Raw genomic sequence first — 24,170 nt, forward strand, 5'->3', positions numbered from 1 at the left:
GGCAGCGCTTCGTCAGAAAGTGGTGAAGTAATAATATAAAGGATTGAAATGAAAAAAATAATCGCACTATTCGCCGTGGCATTTAGCCTTGCAGGATGCAGCGCCAATATTCAAGATTTAGCGGCAGAAGGTAACTGGAAAGAGATTGGTTACCGTGATGGTATTAAAGGCCACACTCAGCGTTCTTATCAAGAGATGACTGCGCTTGGCGCTGTTGACCAAGCAAGTTACACAGAAGGTTATCACTCAGGAGTGACTGAATACTGTAACCCTAACCATGCTTATCAGATTGGCTTGTCTGGTCAGGTGTATGAAGGTGTATGTTCTGGTACGGAAGACGCTCAACGTTTCCGTATGGAATGGCAGCGTGGCTGGGATGAGTTCTCGAACGACTATTAATCCGGCTTACGGTTAATTCGTTATCTCGTTTAAGTAAAAACTCGCTAACTAAAAAACATCTAGCTAAATAAAAAACCAGTACCTCATATGTACTGGTTTTTTGTATCAAGCTTTCATCTGTATCGAAGACTAATCCGACATTTTACTGATTATTCTCAACCGCTTTTCGCAGAAAGCCATTTTGTTGATCAAGCTGAGCCTTGGCCGCTTCGAAATCAAGCCCGGTTAGAATCATCAAAATAGCGAGCTTCACGTCATAGTTGGTGGTTTTTAGCGTCGACACGGCCAGTGCTTTATCACACTCAGTCGCTTGAATCACGATACGAGCGGCGCGGGCAACCAACTTTTCATTAGTCGCTTTTACGTCGACCATCAGGTTCTGGTAGCTCTTACCAATGCGAATCATACTTGCAGTCGTCAGCATATTAAGTACCAGCTTTTGTGCCGTACCTGATTTCAAACGTGTTGATCCCGTTAATGCTTCTGGGCCAACCACAGGGCTAATTGCAATCTGCGCGATCTCGGCAATTGGAGAGTCAGGGTTACAAGAGAGCGCTACGGTCACTGCGCCGATTTGATTAGCGTAGTTAAGTGCACCAATCACGTAAGGTGTACGGCCACTTGCTGCGATACCGACCACAACATCGTTTTCTGAAAACTGAATTGCTTTCAGATCTTCAATACCAAGAGTCAGCGAATCTTCTGCGCCTTCTTTAGCTTTTAAAATGGCTTCTGGCCCGCCAGCGATTAGGCCGATAACCATTTTGTCTGAAACACCGAAAGTCGGTGGGCATTCTGATGCGTCTAACACACCTAATCGACCACTGGTACCTGCACCCATATAAATCAGTCGACCGCCGTTTTGGAAGGCGTGAGCGATCCTATCAACGGCTTGAGCTATCTGTGGAAGCTCGGCCTCGATAGCGAGTGGTACTTGTTTGTCTTGTTGGTTAATCTTTTCAACCACTTCGAGAGAGGTGAGTAGATCAATATCCATAGTATCAGGGTTTCTCCCCTCCGAAACGAGGTGCGAGAGCGCTGATATAAGAGCGTCGTTACTCATAATGATCCTTAAATGGTGATTCTAAAATGATGGTTCTAACATTGTTCAGTCAGCACGATAGAGAACGCCTAGAGAGGCAGCCCTGCTTGCGCCAGTCACTTCGGGTAAATTACTTGGCAGTTGATGAATATGACGTTGAGCAAGCCATGCAAAGGCCATGGCTTCCATGTAGTCTGCATCCACGCCTTTACTGGTCGTAGAATCAACTTCCCAACTCGGAAGCAGTTCAACCAACCTTTTCATCAATAATGGATTTCTCGTACCGCCGCCACACACATAGAGTGCAGGTTGATTACCTAAGCAATAAGTCTCCACTTCATTGGCTATCGTCAATGCGGTGTATTCACAAAGCGTGCGCTGAACATCTTCTGCTGAGATGTCGTTAAATTCTGTTAATTGTTTCTCTAACCAAGGCAGGTTAAATAACTCTCTACCGGTACTTTTCGGCGGTGTTAGAGATAAATAAGATTCATCTAACAGCTGTTTGAGTAAAGCTTGGTTTAGTTGGCCTTTCAGAGCGAATTGCGCATCACGGTCAAACTTTTCACCAGTGTGTTTATCTACCCAAGCGTCCATCAACATATTGCCAGGGCCTGTATCATAACCAAGCGTTGGCTGATTCGGGCGCAGCACTGAAATGTTCGAGATACCGCCAATGTTCAACACCACAACTGAGCTGTCCTGTGGGTGAAAGATCGTATGATGGAAGGCGGGTACTAATGGCGCACCTTGCCCGCCAAGTGCCATGTCCTTGCGTCTGAAATCGGCGACCGTTTGAATCTCTGTTTTCGCTGCAATGATATTGGCATCACCTAACTGCATGGTAAATGGTGATTCACCGGTTGGCTGGTGGAATACCGTTTGACCATGGTTACCAATCGCAGCCACAGAAGATGCAGGAGTATCTGACTTTTCGAGAAGTTGCAGAACCGCATCAGCAAATAAATGACCAAGCTGGTGGTCGAGTTCACCAATAGCAATCAAATCCGTTTTCTGACCAATACACACCTCAAACAGACGGGCTTTTAGGTCATCAGGCATAGGGAATTCATCATGCGCGAGCAATGTGATACGAGTATCTTCTATCGACACTAATGCGGTATCAACACCGTCCATACTCGTGCCGGACATCACGCCGATATATAACTCTGACTTCATTGTTCATTTCCTAAATTGAGCATGTGGATCTTTTGGTGAGCGATAACTTCAGCACCATTCAGAGCATCACCTTGAATGTCTAAGGCGCGAGCTTGAAGCTCTTGAGAAAGCTTAGGGCGAAAGAATTGTCCTAAGCTGCCTAAAAACATAATCGGTAAGCTGTTATTTTCTGAGCATGTTCGTGTGAGCTTCTCTATTTCTTCAATACCTTGTTTTAATATGGTACTTGCCGTTGAGCAGCGCTGCTCTATATCAATGATCTCTCGTGCAAATTGCGCATAATCGGTCGCATTGGCAGTGCTGATCCACTTTAGAATGTCACTACGTTCGCTACCTATTTTATTCGTGACAAACTGGCTCGTTAAAGAGGAATGTTTGTCATCAAATTCGGCTAGAGTTTGCTGCACTGCTCGAAATCCGAGCCAAGCGCCGCCCCCTTGATCGCCAATCGGGAACCCCCACCCACCAAACTGATGAGTCACATGTTGGGTATCTAACTGAATGGCAACTGAACCTGTGCCAATCGCAATGCAGTTAACGCCTTGCCCTGCGTTAGCACCAAATACCGACGCCTCAGCATCGGTTGTCACATATAGGTGTGGGCAGTGGGCTAATGCCGATTGTAGCTTGGCTTTTAAATGTTTATTTCCTGCACCCGCCACGCCAACCACAATATAGCACTGTTTGGCTTTAATCTGATTCACACTCAACATTTCCTCAATATAATGAGTCAGTTGAGTGATGGCTGTTTCACCGTATAAGGTCAATGACGTTGCGGCTAAAGTACGCTCTTTAATTACGCTCGGCGTTGGTGAAATTCGTTTGAGTCTCATAGCGGTTTTTGTGCCGCCACCATCGACGGCTAGAGTATGGGTAATCATTGGCTAACCGTTTGTAGTTTATTTGCCTCTTGAGGCTGTTTCTTACCTGATAGGCATACGATTAATGAGACAAAGGTGCCTGCACACAGTTGATATGGGAAGGCCAATCGAATGCCCACCCAATTCGTATTAATCATACCCATCACACTATCCCAAACATAAGCTTGCATCAGTAACGTCGTTAGGAAGCCGGCCACAAGCGCTAACGCTACTGATGTTTCATTGCCACGCTCGGTGAAAATGGCCGTGAAGTAAACCCCCAGTAGCCCTGTGTAAGCAAACACCATCACACTCAAAGCGAACGACAATAACGGCATATCGGTGTATTGCTGCCAGTAGTAACATAAGATGCCCATGCTACCTAAGGCCAGCGCAGCTGCGGCCATACCGAAGCGGCCCGCTTTTACATAATGGAAGTCATCTTGTTCGCCTTTACGAGCTTCTAGCCACGGCTTATAGATATCTTGAATCGCAACAGAAGACATTGAATTCAAACCTGAGTTTAGTGTTGAAAGCGCAGCGGCAACCACACCCACTGTCACTAAGCCTCGAAGACCTGCCGGCATTTCATTGAGCACGTAGTACATGAAAATCGTGACGTTCTCACCATTGAAGCTCTGCACGACATCTTTTCCTTCGACACCCATTAGGTCCGGTCTTTGATAGAAAACATACAGAAGTAGGCCAATCGACATGAAAACCAACACAACAGGGATAGAGAAGATGATTGAGTTGATCATCGCCTTAGATCCTTGCTTGGCATCTTTACAGGTTAGAACTCGCTGGGTCATGTCTTGATCAAGACCAAACGCACCAATGTTCAATAGTACAAAGCCGGTAATACAAGCCCAGAAACTGAAAGTACCTGCAGGCGTTAAATCAAGAGTGAAATCGAGCAAGGTCAGCTTTGAAGATTGACCTTCGCCAGGGTTGGCAAGCACTTGTGCGATTTGGCTGAAATCTGCCGGGATCTGGCCTAATAAGTAGATAATGACCGCAATAGCTGCGCCGACATAAACAACGAGTTGGATTAAGTCACTCCAGATAACGGAACGAATACCGCCCATGTAGGTATAAGCGAGGCCAACGGTGACCAAAATCACCACGGAAGTGATGACGCTGCTTGGGTTAATATTAGTAAATAGAATCATAGATACTGCGATAGCCGCCATATATAGGCGAGCACCAGAAGCAAACACACGACCAACTAAATACATCACACCGGCACGCTGCTTGGTTTTCTCGCCAAAACGTACTTTCAGTAGCTCATATACTGTTGAAACTTTGTTTTGATAGAAGCGAGGAATCAGAATCAGAGCGACAAAAATAGCACCCAAAATACCGCCAATATTAGTGGCTAGGTAAGTGAGATCGCCACGGTAGCTCGATTCTGGTCCACCTAAAAACGTCGCTGCTGACTGTGAGGTTGCGAGTACTGAGATAGCCACCACCCACATTGGCATAGAGTTACCACCTAAAAAATAGTCCTTGGTACTCGTGATTTTGATTCGGCTGAAATGCCAACCTGTGAAGGCGATAACAACGAAGTAAATCGCAAATACCGCCCAATCCAGCGAAGTAAATAGTGAATTCATAGCAGCTCCATAGCATGAATAGATGAGAAGGTGTTTATTATTATTTTTTCAGAATGACAGTTTGAATAATGAGTTTCAAAATCTATTCCTTGGTGGAATAGTGACCAAGGGTTTTCTTTGATGATGCTCCCAGAAGGTGGTGTGAGCTATTCCAAACGGCAGAATGTGAAGGAATAATTATTCCAATGAAAATACAAAACTCGTTATGATAACGAGGAGTGGTCAGATGGAAGGGGAAGGGCGTTTAATGAAAGGCATTGCGAAAGTTAAGGCGTTATTACCAAAACTCTCTCCATCGGATTCGCTGGTGGCTCGTTACGTATTGGATCATCCACAACAAGTTAAGCAGTTCTCCTCTCCTGAATTGGCCAAAGCGGTGGGTGTAAGCCAATCGACGATCGTAAAGTTTAGTCAGAAGCTCGGTTACAAAGGGTTTTCTGAGATGAAGATGAAGCTCTATCAGAGTGATATGACCTATCAGCCTGTATCCCAACGAGGAATACATGGCACCATCACCAGAAAAGATCCGCCCGATACCGTGATGGACAAACTTCTTGCAAGTAAAACACAATCGCTTGAGCGTACCGTGTTATTAAATGAAGGTGAACAGTTGAGCAATGCTGCTGATTTACTGCATCTTGCTAATAAAGTACAGATTTCAGGTGTAGGTGCATCGTCTCTGGTCGCTAAAGACTTCGCTTACAAGCTGATGAAAATAGGCCATGCTGTTAACGCAGAACAAGATGCCCATATTCAGATAGCTAACGCTGCTTCTCTTTCTGAAAGTGATGTATTGGTTGCGATTTCCTACTCAGGAAAAACCAGAGAAGTGGTGAAGGTAGCCCAGCTGGCGAGATCGAAAAAGGCAAAGGTGATTGTGATTAGTCAGTTATCACCTTCTGCTCTAGACAAATATGCGGATATCAAACTTATCTCGGCAGCTGACGAAAACCATATTCGCAGTTCATCGATTACGGCTCGTGATAGCCAGCTTTTTATTACTGACTTGTTGTTCATTGCGTTAACTCAGCAAGAAGAGCAAGCCGACCAATTAATTGAACAAAGTAAATCTGCAGTAGCGGAATTTAAGCAATAGAAGGAAATTTTATGGGACCGTTGTGGGTTGATGTTGCAGGCTACGAACTGACCGCTGAAGACAGAGAAATTTTAGAGCACCCAACTGTTGGTGGTCTCATCTTATTTGCTCGAAACTACCACGATAGCAAACAACTATCGGCGTTAAACAAAGAGATCCGTAAAGTTGCTAAGCGTCCTATTTTAATCGGTGTTGACCAAGAGGGCGGTCGAGTACAACGCTTCCGTGACGGCTTCTCAATTATCCCTGCAGCTCAAGAGTTCGCGACCAAAAACAATGGTGAACAATTAGCAGAACAAGCGGGCTGGTTGATGGCTGCGGAATTGATTGCCCATGATATCGATCTGAGCTTTGCGCCCGTTTTAGACAAAGGCCATGACTGTAAAGCGATTGGTAGCCGAGCATTTGGTGAAGATATCGATACCATTCTCCGCCACAGCAGCGCTTTTATTAAGGGTATGAAGTCGGTTGGCATGGCGACAACTGGAAAGCACTTTCCCGGACATGGCGGTGTGATTGCTGATTCACACCTTGAAACCCCTTACGACCCTCGAGACGATATCTTTGAAACTGATATGGCGATTTTTAAGGCGCAAATTGAAGCGGGAATATTAGATGCGATGATGCCTGCGCACGTGGTTTTCTCTCATTATGATGATCAGCCAGCAAGCGGTTCACAGTATTGGCTGCAGAAAGTATTAAGGCAGCAGCTTGGATTTAAAGGCTTGGTGTTCTCTGACGATTTAACCATGGAAGGCGCTGCGATTATGGGCGGTCCTGCCGACAGAGCAAAGGCTGCTTTGAATGCAGGGTGCGACATGGTGTTAATGTGTAATAAACGAGATGCACAAATAGAGGCTCTCGATCACTTAGCTATCCAAGAGGTGCCTTTAGCCAACTCATTGCTTAAAAAACACAGCTTTGACTTATCGACTCTTCACTCAGACAGCCGATGGAAAGAGGCTTCAGAGCAAATTAAGCGAATGCTAGGCAATGAGTGATAAATAAACACATAATAATTTTAGATAGGGCGATATGATAAATATCGCCTTTTTTGTATGTGTAGGGCGTGGTTTAGAGCTATTTGATAGTCTGAACGAGTTAAAGTAATGGTGTAAATTTAAATTTACACAAAATGTTTTTTATTGTTTACACTTGCAATCGTTTTTGTAGCTGTTATTGTGTTTTTAAAGATTGTTAGCCCAAATGGAAATGTTGGGTGTAAAAATAAATATACAGGTTGAGTTATGCAGAAAAGTGAATTAAGCAATGTCAATATCATCGACGAACAGGTACTGATTACTCCTGAGGAGTTAAAAGCAAAACTGCCTTTGAGTGATAATGCTCGTCGTTTCATTCAAGAGTCTCGTCAAACTATCGCAAACATCATTCATAAGAAAGATCATCGCATGCTTGTTGTATGTGGCCCATGTTCTATCCATGACATTGAAGCTGCGAAAGAGTACGCGAAACGCCTAAAAGCACTTTCTGAAGAACTGAGCGATCAACTGTATATTGTAATGCGTGTTTACTTTGAAAAGCCTCGTACTACTGTTGGTTGGAAAGGCTTGATCAATGACCCTCACTTAGATGGTACTTTCGATATTGAGCATGGTCTGCATGTTGGTCGTGAGTTATTGGTTGAACTTGCTGAGATGGAAATTCCACTCGCAACAGAAGCACTAGACCCAATCAGCCCGCAATACCTAGCCGACACGTTCAGCTGGGCTGCAATCGGCGCTCGTACGACTGAATCACAAACTCACCGTGAAATGGCAAGTGGTCTTTCAATGCCAATCGGCTTCAAAAACGGTACCGATGGTAATCTAGGCACAGCTATTAATGCGATGCAGGCTGCTTCTTCTAGCCACCGTTTCATGGGTATCAGCCGCGAAGGTCAAGTTGCATTACTTACGACTCAAGGTAACCCAAATGGTCACGTTATTTTACGTGGCGGTAAGCAAACGAACTACGATTCTGTTTCTGTACACGAATGTGAACAAGAGCTTGGTAAATCAGGCTTAGAAGCGGCGCTGATGGTTGACTGTAGCCACGCGAACTCTCGCAAAGATTTCCGTCGCCAACCTCTAGTTGCAGAAGATGTGATTCACCAAATCCGTGAAGGCAACAAGTCGATTATCGGTCTTATGATTGAGAGCCATATTAACGAAGGAAACCAATCTTCGGATATACCTCTCAATGAGATGAAATACGGCGTATCTATTACCGACGCATGTATCAATTGGGATTCAACTGAGGCACTATTGAAACATGCACATACGGAATTAGTCCCGTTCTTAGAGAACCGCTTGAAAGGTTAGTTAGAGTTTTAAATTTAAGTGCCTCATCTAATGGGGCATTTTAAGATCTGTTACTAACGAAAGCTGGGTTAGTACGGGCTTATAGATTAGTAAGGAATAAAATGGCCGTTGAACTGAACGAATTACGCGACCAAATCGATGCTGTCGATAAACAAATGCTGGATTTACTTGCTCAGCGATTGGCTCTAGTAGAGAAAGTCGGTGAAGTAAAAAGTGAACATGGTTTACCTATTTATGTACCAGAGCGCGAAGCGGCAATGCTGGCATCTCGTCGTCAAGAGGCCGAGAAAATAGGGGTTCCACCACAGCTAATCGAAGATATTTTGCGTCGTACTATGCGTGAGTCTTATGCCAGTGAAAAAGATTCTGGTTTTAAGTGTCTTAACCCAGAGTTACGTTCAGTGGTTATCGTTGGTGGTAATGGTCAACTTGGCGGTCTGTTTGGCCGTATGTTTAAGCTTTCTGGCTACGAAGTGAAAATCCTTGGCAGCCAAGATTGGGATAGAGCCGATGAGATCTTAGACAACGCAGGGCTTGTGGTTGTTACCGTTCCAATCCACCTAACGGAAGGTGTGATTGCAAAACTGGGTAACCTACCAAGCGATTGTATTCTTTGTGATTTAACATCGATTAAGTCAAAACCTCTGCAAGCAATGATGAACATGCACCAAGGCCCGGTGGTTGGTTTACACCCAATGTTTGGCCCTGATGTTCCAAGTCTAGCGAAACAAGTGATTGTTTACAGTGATGGACGTGGCTCTGAAAGCTACCAATGGCTGCTGAATCAATTTGGTATTTGGGGCGCAAGCCTATGCCAGATGGATGCCGCTGAGCATGATCATGGTATGACCTTGATTCAAGCACTGCGCCACTTCACCTCATTTGCTTACGGTTTACACCTAAGTAAAGAGAACCCAAACATTGATCAGCTTCTGAAGCTAAGCTCGCCAATCTACCGACTTGAGATTGCGATGGTTGGTCGTCTGTTTGCTCAAGACCCGAACTTGTACGGAGACATCATTCTGTCTTCGGACGAGAACATTGAGATGATTCGACGCTTCCACAGCTGTTTCGGAGAAGCGTTAGAAATCTTAGATGGTAAAGATAAAGCTAAGTTTGTTGAGAGCTTTAACCAAGTGAGTGATTGGTTTGGTGATTACTCGCAGCAATTCTTGCAAGAGAGCCAAAGCTTGTTGAAACAAGCACATGACTCGATTCACCGTGGCTAAGTACGGTTTAAAATCATAAAAAAGAGCGACCATTGGGTCGCTCTTTTTGTTTGTGCTGAACGCTATGAAAGCATTTGGCCTATAGTAGGCTAAAAGCAATTAGATCATCATAGGCCAAACCAACTGTTCCTAATAACTAGTTAGTCGCGATAGGCTTTTTAGTATCTTCGCTTGATACGGTGTCGATGGTCGAACTGATGTAAGGCACGTTTGTCAGGTTGATCTGCAAGCGAACTACATTATCTATCAATTGAACCAGCGGACCCCACTTAACCTTTTTCTCTTTCTCAAACACGTAGTTGAAGTTCTCAGGTGTCCAGTCCATCAAGTATTGAGGGTTCAATGAACGGCCAAGGAAGCGTACTTCATAATGCAGGTGTGGTCCGGTTGAGTTACCTGAGTTACCACAGCTCGCAATCACATCGCCTTTACTCACGAACTGACCGCTACGAACTTTGAACTTCTGTAGATGAGCGTAAGAACTCATGAAACCAAACGAGTGGCGCATGGTAATAAAGTTGCCGAAGCCTTTATTACTTGGGCGAACCGTTTCAATCACACCATCTGCAGGCGCTAAGATATCTTCGCCGCGCTTACACGTCAGGTCGATACCGGTATGGTTGTGGCGTTTGCCTGTGATCGGGTTGGTACGGCGACCGTAAGAAGATGAGATACGCTGATAAGCCATTGGACTGTCGTTTGGAATCAAACGGAACATGGTGGCTCTTACCGCTGAATCGACGGCAGCAGCATCAATGCGATCTTCTAAAGAGACTTCATCAGTAAGTAGTTCTTCATCGGCAAGGCCAAGTACGGATTCCACATCAAATACACGCTTACCAAGCAGCTGTATCGTACCTTCTTTTTCTGTCAGTGTTTGTGACAAAGAGTGGTTGGTTTCAACTTGTTCAGCGTAAAGAAACTCGGTTTGCTCTTTTTCAACAATCAGGGTTTCAATCAACTCTTGTGCGTCACCCGCTTGCATTGCGAGCTCTTGTTGATTTTCGAAGTGCATGTAGGTAGCACCGCCAATCAGTAACGGTACTGAAAAAATTGCAGTGGTGCACATGAGCACGGCTTTTCGGCCGAAGTAAAACGTCTGTTCCCCCTGACTAGAGGGAATAGTGATGGAAATTTTTTTAGACATGGTTCTGTATTAACTAAATGCTTCTAATAGACAAATGGGGTACGGAGATATCACTCACTACCTAAGTCGGTAAGGTGTTCAATCTCTCTATAAAGCAGTTTATCGTCACCAACGTTAAGCTCCACAAGGCGCTTAAGGTGGCTAATACTATCAATATCTAAATGCTCTATGCGTAAACGCATTGAGGTATTGATGGTAGAGACTATCGTTGCTTCTAACTGAATATTGATATCACTGTTTGTAAGCATAAAGCTCACGTGAACAGGCACATCGTGGCTGAGTTGTTGCCATTCCTCACATTGAATGAGTAAACCATGGAGCGACAAATCTTGCACTGAGCCGGATACATTTACTTGTCCTTGTGAGATCTCAGTCGGGACTTGATAAATAACTCGTGAAAATTGACGTCTTTCAACCATAGGTAATATCTCTATATCAATAGGTAAATAGTAAGCCAGATATATCAAAGGCCGCTATTATCGCGGCCTTTGTTCAGAATACAAGCTAATTTACTTAGATATACGCTTGTACTTGATGCGGTGCGGTTCTGCCGCTTGAGCGCCCAGAGTCTGCTTCAGCCACTCAGTGTACTCAGTATAGTTACCTTCGTAGAAGTTAACTTGACCTTCATCACGGTAGTCTAAGATATGGGTCGCAATACGGTCTAGGAACCAACGGTCATGCGAGATAACCATTGCACAACCAGGGAACTCAAGCAGTGCTTCTTCAAGAGCACGTAGAGTTTCAACGTCAAGGTCATTGGTAGGTTCATCGAGTAGCAGTACGTTACCGCCTGCTTTTAGCAGTTTCGCCAAGTGAACACGGTTACGTTCACCACCAGAAAGCTCACCGATGATCTTCTGTTGGTCGTTGCCTTTAAAGTTGAAACGAGAACAGTATGCACGCGCAGGGATTTCGAAGTTGTTGATCTTAATGATATCAGCGCCTTCAGAGATCTCTTGGAATACTGTCTTCGTGTCGTCCATGCTGTCACGGAACTGATCAACAGAAGCAAGCTTAACTGTTTCGCCTAGTTCAACTGTACCTGAATCTGGCTGTTCTGCGCCGCTTAGCATCTTGAATAGTGTTGATTTACCTGCACCGTTAGCACCAACGATACCTACGATTGCACCCTTAGGCATGCTGAACGATAGGTCGTCGATAAGAACGCGATCACCAAACGATTTAGTTAGGTTGTTCACTTCAAGAACTTTGTCACCTAGACGCTCACCTGGCGGGATGAACAGTTCGTTGGTTTCGTTACGCTTTTGGTATTGACCAGTAGTCAGTTCTTCAAAACGAGCCATACGAGCTTTAGACTTAGCTTGACGACCTTTAGGGTTTTGACGAACCCATTCAAGTTCTTTCTCGATAGTCTTTTGACGTGCGCTTTCGCCCGCTTTTTCTTGCTTAAGACGCTCGTCTTTTTGCTCTAGCCAAGATGTGTAGTTACCTTCCCATGGGATACCTTCACCACGGTCAAGTTCTAGAATCCAGCCTGCTGCGTTGTCTAGGAAGTAACGGTCGTGGGTAATTGCCACAACAGTACCACTGTAATCAACTAGGAAGTGCTCAAGCCATGCTACTGATTCAGCATCCAAGTGGTTGGTTGGTTCATCAAGAAGTAGCATGTCTGGCTTTTCAAGAAGTAGACGACAGATAGCAACACGACGACGCTCACCACCTGATAGGAATTCAATCTTCGCATCCCACTCAGGAAGACGAAGTGCGTCAGCAGCACGCTCTAGAGCTGTTTCTAGGTTGTGACCGTCTTTTGCTTGAATCAGCGCTTCTAGTTCGCCTTGTTCTTTAGCAAGAGCATCGAAGTCTGCATCTGGTTCTGCGTAAGCAGCGTAAACTGCATCGATACGCTTCAGTGCGTCAGCAACGTCAGAAACCGCTTCTTCTACGATCTCACGAACCGTTTTTGATTCGTCTAGTACAGGTTCTTGCGGTAGGTAACCTACTTTAAGGCCTTGCTGTGCACGAGCTTCACCATCAATATCAGTATCAATACCAGCCATGATACGTAGTAGGGTAGATTTACCTGAACCATTTAGACCCAAAACACCGATTTTAGCGCCAGGAAAAAAGCTAAGAGAAATGTCTTTAAGAATTTGACGCTTAGGTGGAACAGTTTTGCTCACCCGAGACATGGTATATACGTATTCAGCCATTGCCGATCGATCCTAATTATTGTTCAAAATTGTCTGCTATTTTATACCAATATCCCCAAAGATGTTACTCCTAGGTCAGAAAAGCCATTCTTGAACTAATCCTTACCTATTATTGTCACATTGGTCATTAAAACTATATTTAATGAGCTTCTGAGGCGAAGTGTTAAATATTAATAATATTTACACTCAAACTCTTTACATTTGATGTGATGTCGGGCGTAAATAGACTTCACGTATTCATACACGCACTAAGGAAAGAGCGCATGTTTTTCCGCATTGGTAATACGAAAATTGCTGTGGCTGCATCAGCAATTTTGTCTTCATTTTCACTGGCTCCGATGGCTATGGCTAGCAACGCCTCCGAGCTTGAAATGCAGCGTGATGTTTATGATAGAGCGCAAGAGGTTTTAGACAACCGTGATCTAAAAGCTTACTCCGCGCTGCGTAACAAAATTCAAACATACCCTTTAACACCTTACACCGATTATCGAGCGTTTCTAATTGGCTTAGGTGATCGCAAGCCTGCTGAGGTCGATGCTTTCATTGAAGAGAACAAGGCACTGCCATTTTCTAATCGAATGCGCGCACCTTATTTGGACTCATTGGCTTCTCAAAAGCAGTGGAAGACCATCCTTGAGTTTCAAACCAAAGAGCCTGTCGGTGAAAAATACCAATGTATCTATTATCGAGCGCATTACGAGCAAGGTAACAAAGAGCTTGCTTTCAAAGGAGCGAAACAGCTTTGGTTGAGCGGCAGTGGTGTTGATGATGCCTGTGACCCTCTGTTTAAAAGCTGGGACCAAGCCGGTTTAAGAACGGATGAACTCATCCTAGATAGAATGTTATTAGCGTTTGAAGGCCGTAATGGCAAGCTGATGAACTACCTGATCAAGCAATTGGATCATGATGAGTCAATTGCTCAAGCTAAGCAGATGAAGGCGTTGTACAACAAGCCTGAAAACGTGCTCGCATTTGCTAAGAAACATCCTGCTAATGAATTCTATCAAGCTCAAACCGAGTTTGGTTTCGAGAAGTTGGCAAGAAAATCATCAAGCAGTGCTCAAGAGGTGTTTGATGATGTCATCAAGGCTCAGAAGTTTTCGAAAGAGAAATCCCAAGAGCTTGCTGATTACTTAACGTTTCGTTTGATTAACACCGATTCTGAAGAGTTGATGGAGTGGCGAGACAAAATGCTCGCGAGCTCATCAAAGCAAGTGTTGCTTGAGCGACGTGCTCGTTTAGCGATTCAACATGCCGATTGGACTGGTCTAAAGCAGTGGATAGCGCGCTTGGATGATAAGCATCAAGCTTCGCTTCGCTGGCAATATTGGCAGGGCAGAGCAGCGATTGCGTTAGGTGATACCGCGGAAGGTAACAAGCGACTGTCTGATATCTTGGGGCAACGTAATTTCTACAGCGTTGCCGCAGCGAAGCAATTAGGTAAGCCGGTTCAATACCCAACATCGACTCTCAAATACAATGCTGAAATGGTGAAGCCGTTCGACACTTCATTAGTTCGTATTGGTGAACTGATTGACCGAGATAAAATTGCGGCTGCTAAGAGTGAGTGGCGTTGGTTATTAACTAATGCAGACAAAGACGAGAAGGCGATGCTTGCGGCTCACGCTGCAACACAGCGTTGGAATCACTTTACGGTGACCGCGAGTATCTCAGCGAAGATGTGGGACAACATTGCATTACGTTTCCCTGTTGCTCATAAGTGGTGGTTTAACTTCTATGCTGAAAAGCACGATATCGACCCAATCACCTTGATGTCTTTAGCAAGACAAGAGAGTGCGATGGATTCGGAAGCTCGATCTCCTGTTGGCGCGCGTGGCATCATGCAAATTATGCCGAAGACGGCTCAATACACGGCTAACAAGCATCAGATTAAGTATAAGGGCAGCGATGATCTTTATGATGTCGGTAAGAACATAGAAATTGGGAGTCACTATCTCGATGGCTTGCTTTCTCAATACGACAACAACCGTATTTTTGCTTTTGCTGCATACAACGCAGGGCCAAGTCGTGTGAAGCAGTGGCGTTCACGCAGTGACGAAAAGCTTGATGCGTATGCCTTTATTGAAATGATTCCATTCAAAGAGACGCGTGGCTATGTTCAGAACATCTTGATGTTTGAGACTTACTATCGAGATATCTTAGGCGAGAAGGGCACGTTTTTAGCGCCTCATGAGGCAAAAACGAAATACTAAGGTCTCGGCGCTTTGTCCGAAACTGAGTAAATATTAAAGGCAGTGAGTGCGAACCATTTCCACTTACTGCCTTTTTACATTGGATTGCAGCAAGTGTTGCGGTATAAAGTGTTAAACGCTTTCAATCGTTAAGCGACTCTTTAAAGTCTGAATTTAAAAGTAAGTGTAGAGATATGGCATCACAACCTGAATATGATAATTGGCAACAACTAATGGATTTGGTAAAGACGGCTGTCGAAAAAGATCAGCACGAACTGTTGTTGACTATGATGATGACACCCGATGAGCGAGATGCTCTGGTTGCTCGAATTAATATCTTTTGTGAGCTGATGAAAGGCGAGATGTCTCAAAGACAGGTAAGCCAAATGCTAGGAGTAGGTGTAGCGACAATTACTCGAGGCTCGAATGAGCTAAAAGCAAAATCGGAACAAGAGAAAGCCGTGATTGCGGATCTGCTGCTCAAATAGTCACTAAGTTGTGAGAGTAAGAATTCGATAAAAAAACGCTAACTGATTGTTAGCGTTTTTTTGTTTGTGAGCATTCATTTCAGCTCATTCACTTCATGTGCTCTTGAGCTCTAGCTACACACTAAATAGGAAAGTGCTCAGGATTCACAAATGGGATCAGCGCTAAGATTAAAGCTTGGTGATACACCGAGCTGCGAGACAGTTGGTTATGTGTCAGTAAGCCAATCGCACCGCCTTTCTGTTTGATATTGTCAGTACCAAACACTTCATCCATTACATCTCCCAGCTCGTTTGCATGCTCTAGCTTTTCAAGTACGGCTGGTGGCAGCATCAGGCTTGCTGAACGCGACTCGCCTCGTTGTCCGTTAGATTCAATCACCATCCATGCAAAGGTGACGTTTCTTTCGATTCCTGCTTCTAGACCAACATAAAAGTCAGCATTGGGTTGCGCTTGAGTAGCGTTATGCACGCGGTTCACTGCACCTTGATAGGTTTCATCATTGCTCATCGGTTGATCTGCTACGCCACTTGGCACACTGACGCCAGTGAACTCAAAATCGGTACCTGGAAAAGCTGACTGAAACGCGCTTTTAACAGCGTTTATTTTTGCAGGGTTTAGCGAAGCAATGATGACGTTCTTCATGTATTGGGTTCTTCTTGTTGTTGATTAAATTGAAGCTGATTAAAGCGAAGTTGATGCGCTCGATACCATTTGTTGAGATCTTGCAGTGGCATAGGTTTACCAAAGTAATAACCTTGTAGCATGTCGCACTGGGCGTCTTGTAACCATTTGTGCATCTCTTTGGTTTCGATGCCTTCAGCCGTAACGGCTTTGCCCTGTGCATGACACAGCTCTATCACGGGTTTAACTATGTTCTGATTGTCCGTCTCGATCAAGGTTTCTAAAAAGCCTTTATCCAATTTAATTTTCTGGGTTGGATATTCAACCAACTGGGTGATAGAGGTGTAACCCGAACCAAAATCATCAATTGCTAATCGGTAGCCCATTCGAGAGAGTTCGTTGAGCAGCGGGAAGCCTTGTGAGTTTGAATAGAAAGTCTCGGTGATCTCAAAATCAATCAAACTTGGTGGAATGTTTTGAATCCCAGCATGTTGGTCAATAAATTCAGCGAGGTGCGTGGTTTCTATCCCAGCTGAAGACAAGTTGATTGATAGTTGAATGGAGTGATCAAATTGAGCCTGCAGTTGATGAAATGAGGCGAATGCATTCTTAATCACCCAGCGATCGACAAGCTCAAATAAACCGGTTTGTTCGGCTATCGGAATAAACTCATTCGGCGGAACCAATCCAAGATGACTTGATTCCCAACGCAGCAGTACCTCTACGCCAATAACCTCGCTGCCACTAGAGTCCATATAAGGCATGTAAACAAGCTTAAACTCTTCATCAAAGTTCTTCTCTCTTAACGCTTGCTCGATGCTAGCTTGGCGTTGAATTGTTTTGTCTAAGTCTAACGAGTAATCCGCAAACTGATTTTTGCCAGCTCGCTTTGCTTGATACATCGCAGTATCAGCATTCGATAACAACTTCTCGATCGAGTACCCATCGTTAGGGTAGGTTGCGATCCCAATGCTGACGGTGATCGGAAAGCTACCAGATTCGGTAATAAACCCTTTTTGCAGCGGCTCTAATAGTTTTTCAGAGAAGTCATGTGCCACGTTACCCGAATGAGCGGGCGCATTGATATACACAACAAATTCATCACCAGACAAGCGTGCAGGCATGCAGTGAGCACAGTACTTATCTTGATAAAGAGCACAAATGTCCGTGATGCGCTGCGCGAAGGACACCAGTATTGAGTCACCGATCTGATGGCCATATTTGTCGTTTACAAATTTGAAGTTATCTAAGTCGAGATAAAGCACCCAGGTATAGGTATTTGAATTCGGTTTAGGCAGAGATTGTTCAACGAATGACTGGAATTGACGTCGATTGGCGATCTTGGTCAGTTGGTCGTTTTCTGCTAACACCTTTGTCTGTTGATAGGTGTTATCCAACTCTTGGTACATATCGTAAAAACGTTGTGATAAGCGGCCTAACTCATCATTCGTCCCCAAACGTTCAATGTTCTTTCTCTGTTTCTTCTCGACTTGCTGAAGTTGTCTGTCTAAACGTGTGATTGGGCTTATTACACAACGAGACAGAAGAATCAGTAGCAAGGTAACCGAAACAAATGCAGATAAAGCAAAAGACAGGCTGAGTTCATTCCAGATAGATTTGAGTTTGTTGTCTAACAAGAACTGTGCGGGATCGAGTGTGGCGTAAAGCTCTGGTGCAAGCTTTACGGTTTGGGTTAATTCATGCCCTAAAGTGACAGGTGTTGGGGTGAAGAACAAACTGGTTTGGTAGTCGAACTCTATCTGTTTCCGCAGTGAATTAAACTTATCGAGTGAGACTGACACTACCACAAAAAATACATTGTTGAGTTGATAGCTTATGGGTGTCGAAACCGTTTTTTTATCAAGTACTTCATAGTGAACCAGCATCCCTTCGCCTTGGGAGTTTTGTATGTAGTTGGTGCTCGAGGTAGATAAGGTTTCTTGATATTGATGGTCGATGAATTCCAACACTTTGGGATCCATCTTTGCGAAAGGATCACTGCGATTTTCAGCGTAATAGCTGAGGGTTCGATCGCCATCGAGTAGGGCAAGTCCTGTAAAACTGTCGTCGCCATCTTGCAGAAGCTGAATCGTCTCGTGAAGGTTATCAATCAGTTCAAGCTCACGGTTGGGATTATCATCAACCATAAAGTAGTTCTTAACCATGTCACTTTTGGTGAGGGTATAAGAATAACTGTTTAGGAAAGATCGAGACTGACGAAAGTAACCAGCTAGCTTTTCCATGCTTAACTGCAGTGCATTGTCTTCACGTTTGATGAAGCTGCTTTTTTGCGTGGAGTAGATGATATAGCTAGAAGTCGCCGTACTGATCAGTATTACAGGGGCAATCAGAAGTAATATTTTCGTACTTAGCTTCATGGCTATTCATAACATTGTTTATAAATTTTAGCGCGTCAGTTTATGTTACTTGGCAGGAGCCCGCTATTTTTTAGACGATGTTCGGTGATTTCCTGTGAAGAGAGTAAGGTTTTGTCTTAATTGATAAAAAAGCCACTAGTGAGTTTTATTGGCTCCTCAAAACCACCGCCTAGGGCGGTGGTGATTGTTCCTTGAGGCTATAGCCTGAAGAAGTGCCCATGTTAGAAGTAACCTCTTATTCACCACAAGTAAGAGGAAACAACCACATGGGCGATTACAGAAGTTCATCACATGTCTATTGGCGTTGCAAATACCATATAGTTTGGACTCCAAAGTACAGATATAAGATTTTGAAAGATAAGGTAGGAAAGGAGCTTTATCGTTCAATCTATATTTTGTGCAATATGAAAGACTGCGAAGTTTTAGAATTAAACGTTCAACCAGATCATGTTCATCTTGTTGTCATTATTCCTCCCAAGTTATCAGTATCGAGTTTGTTAGGAGTTTTAAAAGGCCGAACAGCAATTCGACTTTTCAATAGATTCCCACATATACGTAAGAAATTATGGGGAAATCACTTTTGGGCTAGAGGGTATTTTGTAGATACGGTCGGTGTGAATGAAGAAGTCATTCGGCGATATGTACGACACCAAGATAAGCAGGACATAGAGTATGAACAACAATTACAGTTATTGAAGAACTGATAGCGCGGACGCCCCCTTTTAGGGGGTTATAAAGCAAAACCGCCTTCTAAGAAGGTGGATATTTTTTTATAGAAAGGTACAAAACGATAGTGGTCGGTTGATATGCAGGGTCTGCGAAACAAATAAATTGTGTCTAAGGCGTGTTAGGTTAACTGTTTTTGGTTCGAATTGTATTTACTAGCTAGTGAATAAAGCATTTGGCCTACTGTAGGCCAAATGCTCGCGAAGCTAAAATTCAGACTAGTTCAAAGCTATGACAACTTAACTTGAGTGGCTTTGATGTTCTCACTTGGGTAGCAGCCCAGAACCTTCAGGTGACGAGTAATCGCTGTTAATTCAGTGATTGCTTGCTGCATATTATCTGAATCTAGGTGAGCTTCTAGATCCACATAAAACATCTCTTCCCAAGGGTTACCCATGATAGGGCGAGACTCTAGTTTAGTCATATTGATGCCCAAGCGTTGCAGAATAAGTAGTGTCTCAACCAAAGAACCCGCCTCTTGAGAAGTCGACATGATCAGTGTCGTTTTCGCAGGGATCTGAGTCGACACTTCAACAGGTTTACGAGCTACTACGATGAAACGTGTGTGGTTTTCTGTTTGGTTCGCAATGTTGCCTTGAATTGGCTGAAGTCCGTAAAGCTTGCCGCTAGATGCATTACCAATCGCAGCAACATCATCACCGTCCAGATCTTTAACTTTTTTCATTGCGTCGGCTGTGCTTGCGCAAGATTCAAGAGTCACACCTTTGAGGCGGCTCAAGAACTCACTGCACTGCTGATGTGGTTGTGGATGCGAGTAAAGTGTTTTGATGTCTTCTAAACGGATATCACTTTTCGCCACTAGGCAGTGTTCGATTGGTTGAGAAAGCTCACCAACGATGTAAAGCGTGGTGTGTTGCAGTAGGTCGTAGACTTCGTTAATCGAACCAGAGCTGGTGTTCTCAATAGGCAGAACACCGTAGTCGGCATGGCCTGATTCTACTGTCGAGGCTACTTCCTTGAAGTGATTACAGTTTAGCTCAATCAATTCCATATTCTTGCGGCTGAAGTATTCACGACTCGCAAGGTGAGAATAAGATCCCTTAGAACCTAAGAATGCTACACGAGCCAATGGCTTGCGGCTTTGCGGATTCGCTAGGTTTTGTAAGTATGACTGTTGCAGTAAAACAGAATCTTCGATGATGGTGTGAAACAGCTTAGTAATGTACTGCGCATCAAGTTCGTATTTATCTTTGCCGTTGTTGATCAGCTTTACTAATAGTTGTTGTTCTCTTACTGCATCACGAACTGGCTTTGATGTTTCTACCTTGCTTTTCGCAACTTCGATACTTAGCTTGCGACGCTCTGAAAGTAGGTTCAGTAGTTCGTCGTCTAAGTCATTAAGACGAAGGCGGATATCATCCAGTGAAATTGAGCGGTCAGTCATAAATGTGTCCTTATAAAAAAGCCTCCCTAGTGTGGGAGGCTTCTTGTTCGTTTTTGACTTGTTTTTCTAAAACGACTTAGCCTCCGATTTACGGAAGAAAAAAGAAGTCAAAAATAAACAAAGATTGAGTGTGCATAAAAAGTGATTATTTTATGAATGTTTAAACACAATAAGCAAGCGAGCTACGAGCGTCAAGCAAAAAAATAGCGCCCTGAGGCGCTATTTTTTAATCTGTTATATTTCCTTATTCCACTTCAGCTTCTAGCTCTTCGATTTCAGGCTTTTCAGCGCGGCGCGCTTCTGGTTTATGACGCAGCTTGTTGAGTTGACGCTCTAGTTTTTGTTCTACTTCGTTAATGGCAACGTAGAGGTCGTCATGGATTGATGAAGCAACAAGTTGGCCTTTTGGTACGGTTAGTACCGCTTCAAATTTCTTCTTTTTGTTTGGTTCTTCACTAAAGCTCGCTTGGCAGCCAATGATGTCTACTTGCCATTTATCCAGCTTCTTAAATTTGCTTTCTATGTGATCACGGATTGCAGAGGTAATGTCGATGTTTTTACCAGTGATGTTCATTTTCATAGAAGTTTTCCTCTGTTGTATCCCTCATGGGTTAACTTCAGATTACGACTTTTAGGAATAAAGAATGTGATCTAGATCTTGTTTTGATTGGGTAGGAAGAGCATTAAAATCAAATGTGATCTCACGCAAGTCTTGGTATCTTTTTGTCGAAAAATGCTTGTTATCCCTATGAAAAACGATAACTTGGAGGCAAGGCTTCGCTAAAAATTAAAACGGTTTTTAGGGGCGTCTTACAGCTTATTGAAAGTGCTTGATGAAAATTCACTCAATACGCATTCGTGATCGGAGTCACACTCAAGACCTCTACGAATTTTATAAGCAAAAGCCGCATAAGTTTTCTTATGCGGCTTTTGTGTTTTTAGTCCGTTCTCAAGCGCTTGTTGTTATGGCTAATAGTGTCAATTACAGTTAATCGTTGGTTTGCAGTAATCTCGCAGTTCCGTTTTCTCGAGTCGCATTAATCGCTGCGAGCTGTTTGTAGATAACAAAGTAACGGTTGATATTAGCAACATAGGTTACAGGCTCTTTACTGACATATTTACGAGTGATGATTTCGACATTCTTGAACCAGATGTTGGGGTTATAGCCTTGTTTTTTGGCCAGTTGCCTCATCTTCCTGATTTTGGCTGGACCTGCATTGTAAGCGGCCAAGGTGAAGTAGATCTGGTTGTCTGGGGAAATCGCCACGTCACTAAAATAGCGGTCCTTGATAAAGCGCATGTATTTCACGCCCGCGTGGATATTGTTGTCTACTTTATGGATGTTCTTGATGTTGACGTTTTTATCTCGAGCTGTGCTAGGCAATACCTGCATTACACCAATGGCACCACGGTGAGAGACTTGGCTCTGATCAAGCCCTGACTCTTGAAAGCCCTGCGCCGACATCATTAAAGGGTCAAATTCATATTTGCTGGAGTACTTCTCAAAGACATCCGCCAATTTAGCGACTCTGTCTACTTTATTTGGGTTAAGGGCTCGCCCTAACCAGCGGGTATTGTCGATGTACTTCTGATAAATCACGTTCCCTAACAAGGTACCAGTACGGGCTTTCTTAACGTATTTATTGATCTCTGCTTTGAGGATTGGGCTATCTTTTCTCAGAGCCCACGCAATACGGCCATTCTCACGCAAGGGTAAGTCGTTATGAACCTGAATGTTTTCCATTACATCGATCCATAGCTTAGCTTTATGGCTATCGAGAATTGTGCCTTGTATGTAGCCTTGGTTAACCAGCTCTATTAGCTCATAGTCTTGTAGTGATTCTTCGATAAAGTGGACATGAAGCGGTGGTAAACCTAATTCGTTGAGCTCTTTATTCACCCTTTGCACACTCTCGAAGTAGCTAGAGCTCGCGCGTATCCAAACTTCCTTACCGCTTAATTGCTTGATTTCAGTGATAGGTGCTGATTTCTTCCCGGTGATAATGAGTTCTTTACCATCTTTAATCATAGGATCTGAGAAATCGATGCTTTCTAATCGTTTATCGGTGATCGTCAGGTTAGCTACGGCGACATCACCATAACCAGACTGTAAAGAGGGAAGCAGATCATCTCGCTGCACTGGTATGATTTGAACGTTGAGGTAAGGGTGTTTCTTGCGAAGACTTTTCTCAAAGTGGTAGAGCATTTCTGCCACTATGCCTTTTGGTTTTCCATCTTCTATGTAGTAGAAGCCAAGATCAGCAGAAACCAGCACTCTAACCGTTCCTTTGGTTTTGAGTACATCTAAGTCGCCCATATAAGGCTTATTGCTCAATGGGGACAGCTCTAATGCGTGGGAAAATTGGCTAAATAGCACGATCCCGATAAGTAATAACAACCTACTCACATCCACACTCCATGTTGATGTTTTGTTAACAGTTATTTATTGAAGATACCGTGTATTGTGCGATTCATCAAGTTTGCGAAATGCGGTTGAAAAAAAAGCGCGCTAGTTAATTAGCGCGCTTTTTCGGTTGATATGTAAATGGTTGATTAAGGGAGTGGGTTTAACTCAATCAACTTTTCTGTTCTTGAAACTGCATCTTCTAGGCCAAGTTGTTTGTAGGCTTCGAGCTGTATTTTCAAAGATTTACGCGCTGCGATTGTGTCAGGGTAAGTCTTTTGCAGTTCCTGAGTTCTGTTTACTGCAGCAATCCAAGCTTCACGGCGTAGGTAGAAATCTGCTGTTGCTAAGTCGTATTCCGCTAGGCGGTTCTTTAGTGCGAACATGCGTTTTTGTGCATCTTCCGCGTATGGACTTGCCGGAAAACGCTCAAGTAGTCGCTTGAAGTCAGCAAAAGCGAGTTTAACAGGCTCAGGATCTCGGTCGCTACGGTCGATATTAAAAATATCGTGCATGAAGTTTCGATCTTGTGCCATGTGCGTCAGGCCGCGCATGTAAAGAACCCAGTCTTGTTTCTCATGAGTTGGGTTTAAACGCAGGAATCGTGAAATGGTCGCAAGGCCAAGTGCCAAGTCATCATTTTTGTAGTAAGCGTAAATCAGATCGAGCTGTACTTGCTCAGAATAGGCGCCGAATGGGTAACGAGAGTCTAGGGCTTCTAGCTTTTCGATTGCAGAAAGCCAGCTACCGCTCTGCAGTGATTCTTGAGCGTCAGAGTAGAGAACCGATGGTGGTACATCTGGCACTATCTCTTCACTACTTGAACAACCAACCAAGAGTGATACGGCTAATAGACCCGATAAAGTAAGGTGTTTCATGTCAGGCGTCG

Annotated in this window: 20 protein-coding genes, 1 pseudogene and 1 other annotated feature; of the genes and pseudogenes, 8 read left to right on the forward strand and 13 right to left on the reverse strand. The window is 43.9% G+C overall.

Annotated elements, in window-relative coordinates:
• Positions 1–48 precede the first annotated feature (48 nt).
• Positions 49–399, forward strand: coding sequence for a DUF2799 domain-containing protein (locus L0992_02710; protein ID XGB67639.1), 351 nt, complete (start codon positions 49–51; stop codon positions 397–399).
• A gap of 142 nt (positions 400–541) precedes the next feature.
• Here the strand turns inward: L0992_02710 and murQ are convergent, their stop codons facing one another.
• From murQ to L0992_02730, 4 genes are read right to left on the reverse strand one after another with little or no spacing between them, the layout of a single operon-like run.
• On the reverse strand, positions 542–1,462 hold the full coding sequence (gene murQ, locus L0992_02715; protein ID XGB67640.1) for an N-acetylmuramic acid 6-phosphate etherase: 921 nt from the start codon (positions 1,460–1,462) through the stop codon (positions 542–544).
• A 45-nt stretch (positions 1,463–1,507) separates the two neighbouring features.
• On the reverse strand, positions 1,508–2,620 hold the full coding sequence (locus L0992_02720; GenBank protein XGB67641.1) for an anhydro-N-acetylmuramic acid kinase: 1,113 nt from the start codon (positions 2,618–2,620) through the stop codon (positions 1,508–1,510).
• The gene (locus L0992_02725; protein XGB67642.1) at positions 2,617–3,501 is read right to left on the reverse strand and encodes an ATPase; all 885 of its coding nucleotides are present in this window, start codon (positions 3,499–3,501) and stop codon (positions 2,617–2,619) included. The genes L0992_02720 and L0992_02725 overlap by 4 nt, the downstream gene beginning before the upstream one ends.
• The gene (locus L0992_02730) at positions 3,498–5,096 is read right to left on the reverse strand and encodes a sodium:solute symporter (protein XGB67643.1); all 1,599 of its coding nucleotides are present in this window, start codon (positions 5,094–5,096) and stop codon (positions 3,498–3,500) included. The genes L0992_02725 and L0992_02730 overlap by 4 nt, the downstream gene beginning before the upstream one ends.
• Positions 5,097–5,322: 226 nt before the next feature.
• Here L0992_02730 and L0992_02735 point away from each other — a divergent pair, with 226 nt between their 5' ends.
• The 4 genes from L0992_02735 (at position 5,323) to tyrA (ending at position 9,742) form a co-directional block, all read left to right on the forward strand.
• Positions 5,323–6,192, forward strand: coding sequence for a MurR/RpiR family transcriptional regulator (locus L0992_02735; GenBank protein XGB67644.1), 870 nt, complete (start codon positions 5,323–5,325; stop codon positions 6,190–6,192).
• 11 nt (positions 6,193–6,203) lie between these two features.
• Entirely contained in the window at positions 6,204–7,193 is a 990-nt protein-coding gene (gene nagZ / locus L0992_02740; GenBank protein XGB67645.1) for a beta-N-acetylhexosaminidase, read from the forward strand.
• A gap of 246 nt (positions 7,194–7,439) precedes the next feature.
• Positions 7,440–8,513: a 3-deoxy-7-phosphoheptulonate synthase gene (locus L0992_02745; GenBank protein XGB67646.1), complete on the forward strand. Its 1,074-nt coding sequence runs from the start codon at positions 7,440–7,442 to the stop codon at positions 8,511–8,513.
• Between the two features lie 101 nt (positions 8,514–8,614).
• The gene (tyrA, locus tag L0992_02750; GenBank protein XGB67647.1) at positions 8,615–9,742 is read left to right on the forward strand and encodes a bifunctional chorismate mutase/prephenate dehydrogenase; all 1,128 of its coding nucleotides are present in this window, start codon (positions 8,615–8,617) and stop codon (positions 9,740–9,742) included.
• 136 nt (positions 9,743–9,878) lie between these two features.
• On the opposite strand, the gene L0992_02755 is transcribed toward tyrA, so the two are convergent.
• The 3 genes from L0992_02755 to ettA form a co-directional block, all read right to left on the reverse strand.
• Positions 9,879–10,889, reverse strand: coding sequence for a M23 family metallopeptidase (locus L0992_02755; GenBank protein ID XGB67648.1), 1,011 nt, complete (start codon positions 10,887–10,889; stop codon positions 9,879–9,881).
• 50 nt (positions 10,890–10,939) lie between these two features.
• Positions 10,940–11,308, reverse strand: coding sequence for a PilZ domain-containing protein (locus L0992_02760; GenBank protein XGB67649.1), 369 nt, complete (start codon positions 11,306–11,308; stop codon positions 10,940–10,942).
• 90 nt (positions 11,309–11,398) lie between these two features.
• Positions 11,399–13,066, reverse strand: coding sequence for an energy-dependent translational throttle protein EttA (gene ettA, locus L0992_02765; GenBank protein XGB67650.1), 1,668 nt, complete (start codon positions 13,064–13,066; stop codon positions 11,399–11,401).
• A gap of 263 nt (positions 13,067–13,329) precedes the next feature.
• Here ettA and sltY point away from each other — a divergent pair, with 263 nt between their 5' ends.
• Entirely contained in the window at positions 13,330–15,279 is a 1,950-nt protein-coding gene (gene sltY, locus L0992_02770; GenBank protein ID XGB67651.1) for a murein transglycosylase, read from the forward strand.
• Between the two features lie 173 nt (positions 15,280–15,452).
• Complete coding sequence (gene trpR / locus L0992_02775) at positions 15,453–15,746, forward strand: trp operon repressor (protein ID XGB67652.1); 294 nt, start codon at positions 15,453–15,455, stop codon at positions 15,744–15,746.
• A 121-nt stretch (positions 15,747–15,867) separates the two neighbouring features.
• Here the strand turns inward: trpR and yjjX are convergent, their stop codons facing one another.
• A complete protein-coding gene (yjjX, locus tag L0992_02780) occupies positions 15,868–16,389 on the reverse strand; it encodes an inosine/xanthosine triphosphatase (protein XGB67653.1) in 522 nt (173 codons plus the stop codon).
• A pseudogene (locus L0992_02785) lies at positions 16,337–18,746 on the reverse strand (EAL domain-containing protein). The gene yjjX and the pseudogene L0992_02785 overlap by 53 nt, the downstream one beginning before the upstream one ends.
• Before the next feature lie 266 nt (positions 18,747–19,012).
• Between L0992_02785 and tnpA the strand changes: the two are divergent.
• The gene (gene tnpA, locus L0992_02790; protein ID XGB68674.1) at positions 19,013–19,450 is read left to right on the forward strand and encodes an IS200/IS605 family transposase; all 438 of its coding nucleotides are present in this window, start codon (positions 19,013–19,015) and stop codon (positions 19,448–19,450) included.
• A gap of 251 nt (positions 19,451–19,701) precedes the next feature.
• On the opposite strand, the gene pheA is transcribed toward tnpA, so the two are convergent.
• The 4 genes from pheA to bamD all read right to left on the reverse strand — a co-directional run bounded on the left by pheA (position 19,702) and on the right by bamD (position 24,159).
• Positions 19,702–20,877, reverse strand: coding sequence for a prephenate dehydratase (gene pheA, locus L0992_02795; GenBank protein XGB67654.1), 1,176 nt, complete (start codon positions 20,875–20,877; stop codon positions 19,702–19,704).
• Between the two features lie 12 nt (positions 20,878–20,889).
• Positions 20,890–21,011, reverse strand: a sequence feature (Phe leader region).
• 110 nt (positions 21,012–21,121) lie between these two features.
• Positions 21,122–21,457 carry a ribosome-associated translation inhibitor RaiA gene (gene raiA, locus L0992_02800; protein ID XGB67655.1) on the reverse strand — a complete coding sequence of 112 codons (336 nt, stop codon included), beginning with the start codon at positions 21,455–21,457 and terminating at the stop codon, positions 21,122–21,124.
• Positions 21,458–21,865: 408 nt separating this feature from the next.
• Entirely contained in the window at positions 21,866–23,194 is a 1,329-nt protein-coding gene (locus L0992_02805) for a lytic transglycosylase F (GenBank protein XGB68675.1), read from the reverse strand.
• Positions 23,195–23,430: 236 nt separating this feature from the next.
• On the reverse strand, positions 23,431–24,159 hold the full coding sequence (gene bamD / locus L0992_02810; GenBank protein ID XGB67656.1) for an outer membrane protein assembly factor BamD: 729 nt from the start codon (positions 24,157–24,159) through the stop codon (positions 23,431–23,433).
• Between the last annotated feature and the right edge of the window lie 11 nt (positions 24,160–24,170).

This window comes from Vibrio pomeroyi (assembly GCA_041879425.1).
Taxonomy (GTDB): domain Bacteria; phylum Pseudomonadota; class Gammaproteobacteria; order Enterobacterales; family Vibrionaceae; genus Vibrio; species Vibrio pomeroyi_A.

Coding starts and splice junctions, on each gene's coding strand:
- L0992_02710 (XGB67639.1), top strand. CDS start 49: ATGAAAAAAATAATCGCACTATTCGCCGTGGCATTTAGCCTTGCAGGA.
- murQ (XGB67640.1), bottom strand. CDS start 1,462: ATGAGTAACGACGCTCTTATATCAGCGCTCTCGCACCTCGTTTCGGAG.
- L0992_02720 (XGB67641.1), bottom strand. CDS start 2,620: ATGAAGTCAGAGTTATATATCGGCGTGATGTCCGGCACGAGTATGGAC.
- L0992_02725 (XGB67642.1), bottom strand. CDS start 3,501: ATGATTACCCATACTCTAGCCGTCGATGGTGGCGGCACAAAAACCGCT.
- L0992_02730 (XGB67643.1), bottom strand. CDS start 5,096: ATGAATTCACTATTTACTTCGCTGGATTGGGCGGTATTTGCGATTTAC.
- L0992_02735 (XGB67644.1), top strand. CDS start 5,323: ATGGAAGGGGAAGGGCGTTTAATGAAAGGCATTGCGAAAGTTAAGGCG.
- nagZ (XGB67645.1), top strand. CDS start 6,204: ATGGGACCGTTGTGGGTTGATGTTGCAGGCTACGAACTGACCGCTGAA.
- L0992_02745 (XGB67646.1), top strand. CDS start 7,440: ATGCAGAAAAGTGAATTAAGCAATGTCAATATCATCGACGAACAGGTA.
- tyrA (XGB67647.1), top strand. CDS start 8,615: ATGGCCGTTGAACTGAACGAATTACGCGACCAAATCGATGCTGTCGAT.
- L0992_02755 (XGB67648.1), bottom strand. CDS start 10,889: ATGTCTAAAAAAATTTCCATCACTATTCCCTCTAGTCAGGGGGAACAG.
- L0992_02760 (XGB67649.1), bottom strand. CDS start 11,308: ATGGTTGAAAGACGTCAATTTTCACGAGTTATTTATCAAGTCCCGACT.
- ettA (XGB67650.1), bottom strand. CDS start 13,066: ATGGCTGAATACGTATATACCATGTCTCGGGTGAGCAAAACTGTTCCA.
- sltY (XGB67651.1), top strand. CDS start 13,330: ATGTTTTTCCGCATTGGTAATACGAAAATTGCTGTGGCTGCATCAGCA.
- trpR (XGB67652.1), top strand. CDS start 15,453: ATGGCATCACAACCTGAATATGATAATTGGCAACAACTAATGGATTTG.
- yjjX (XGB67653.1), bottom strand. CDS start 16,389: ATGAAGAACGTCATCATTGCTTCGCTAAACCCTGCAAAAATAAACGCT.
- tnpA (XGB68674.1), top strand. CDS start 19,013: ATGGGCGATTACAGAAGTTCATCACATGTCTATTGGCGTTGCAAATAC.
- pheA (XGB67654.1), bottom strand. CDS start 20,877: ATGACTGACCGCTCAATTTCACTGGATGATATCCGCCTTCGTCTTAAT.
- raiA (XGB67655.1), bottom strand. CDS start 21,457: ATGAAAATGAACATCACTGGTAAAAACATCGACATTACCTCTGCAATC.
- L0992_02805 (XGB68675.1), bottom strand. CDS start 23,194: ATGGGCGACTTAGATGTACTCAAAACCAAAGGAACGGTTAGAGTGCTG.
- bamD (XGB67656.1), bottom strand. CDS start 24,159: ATGAAACACCTTACTTTATCGGGTCTATTAGCCGTATCACTCTTGGTT.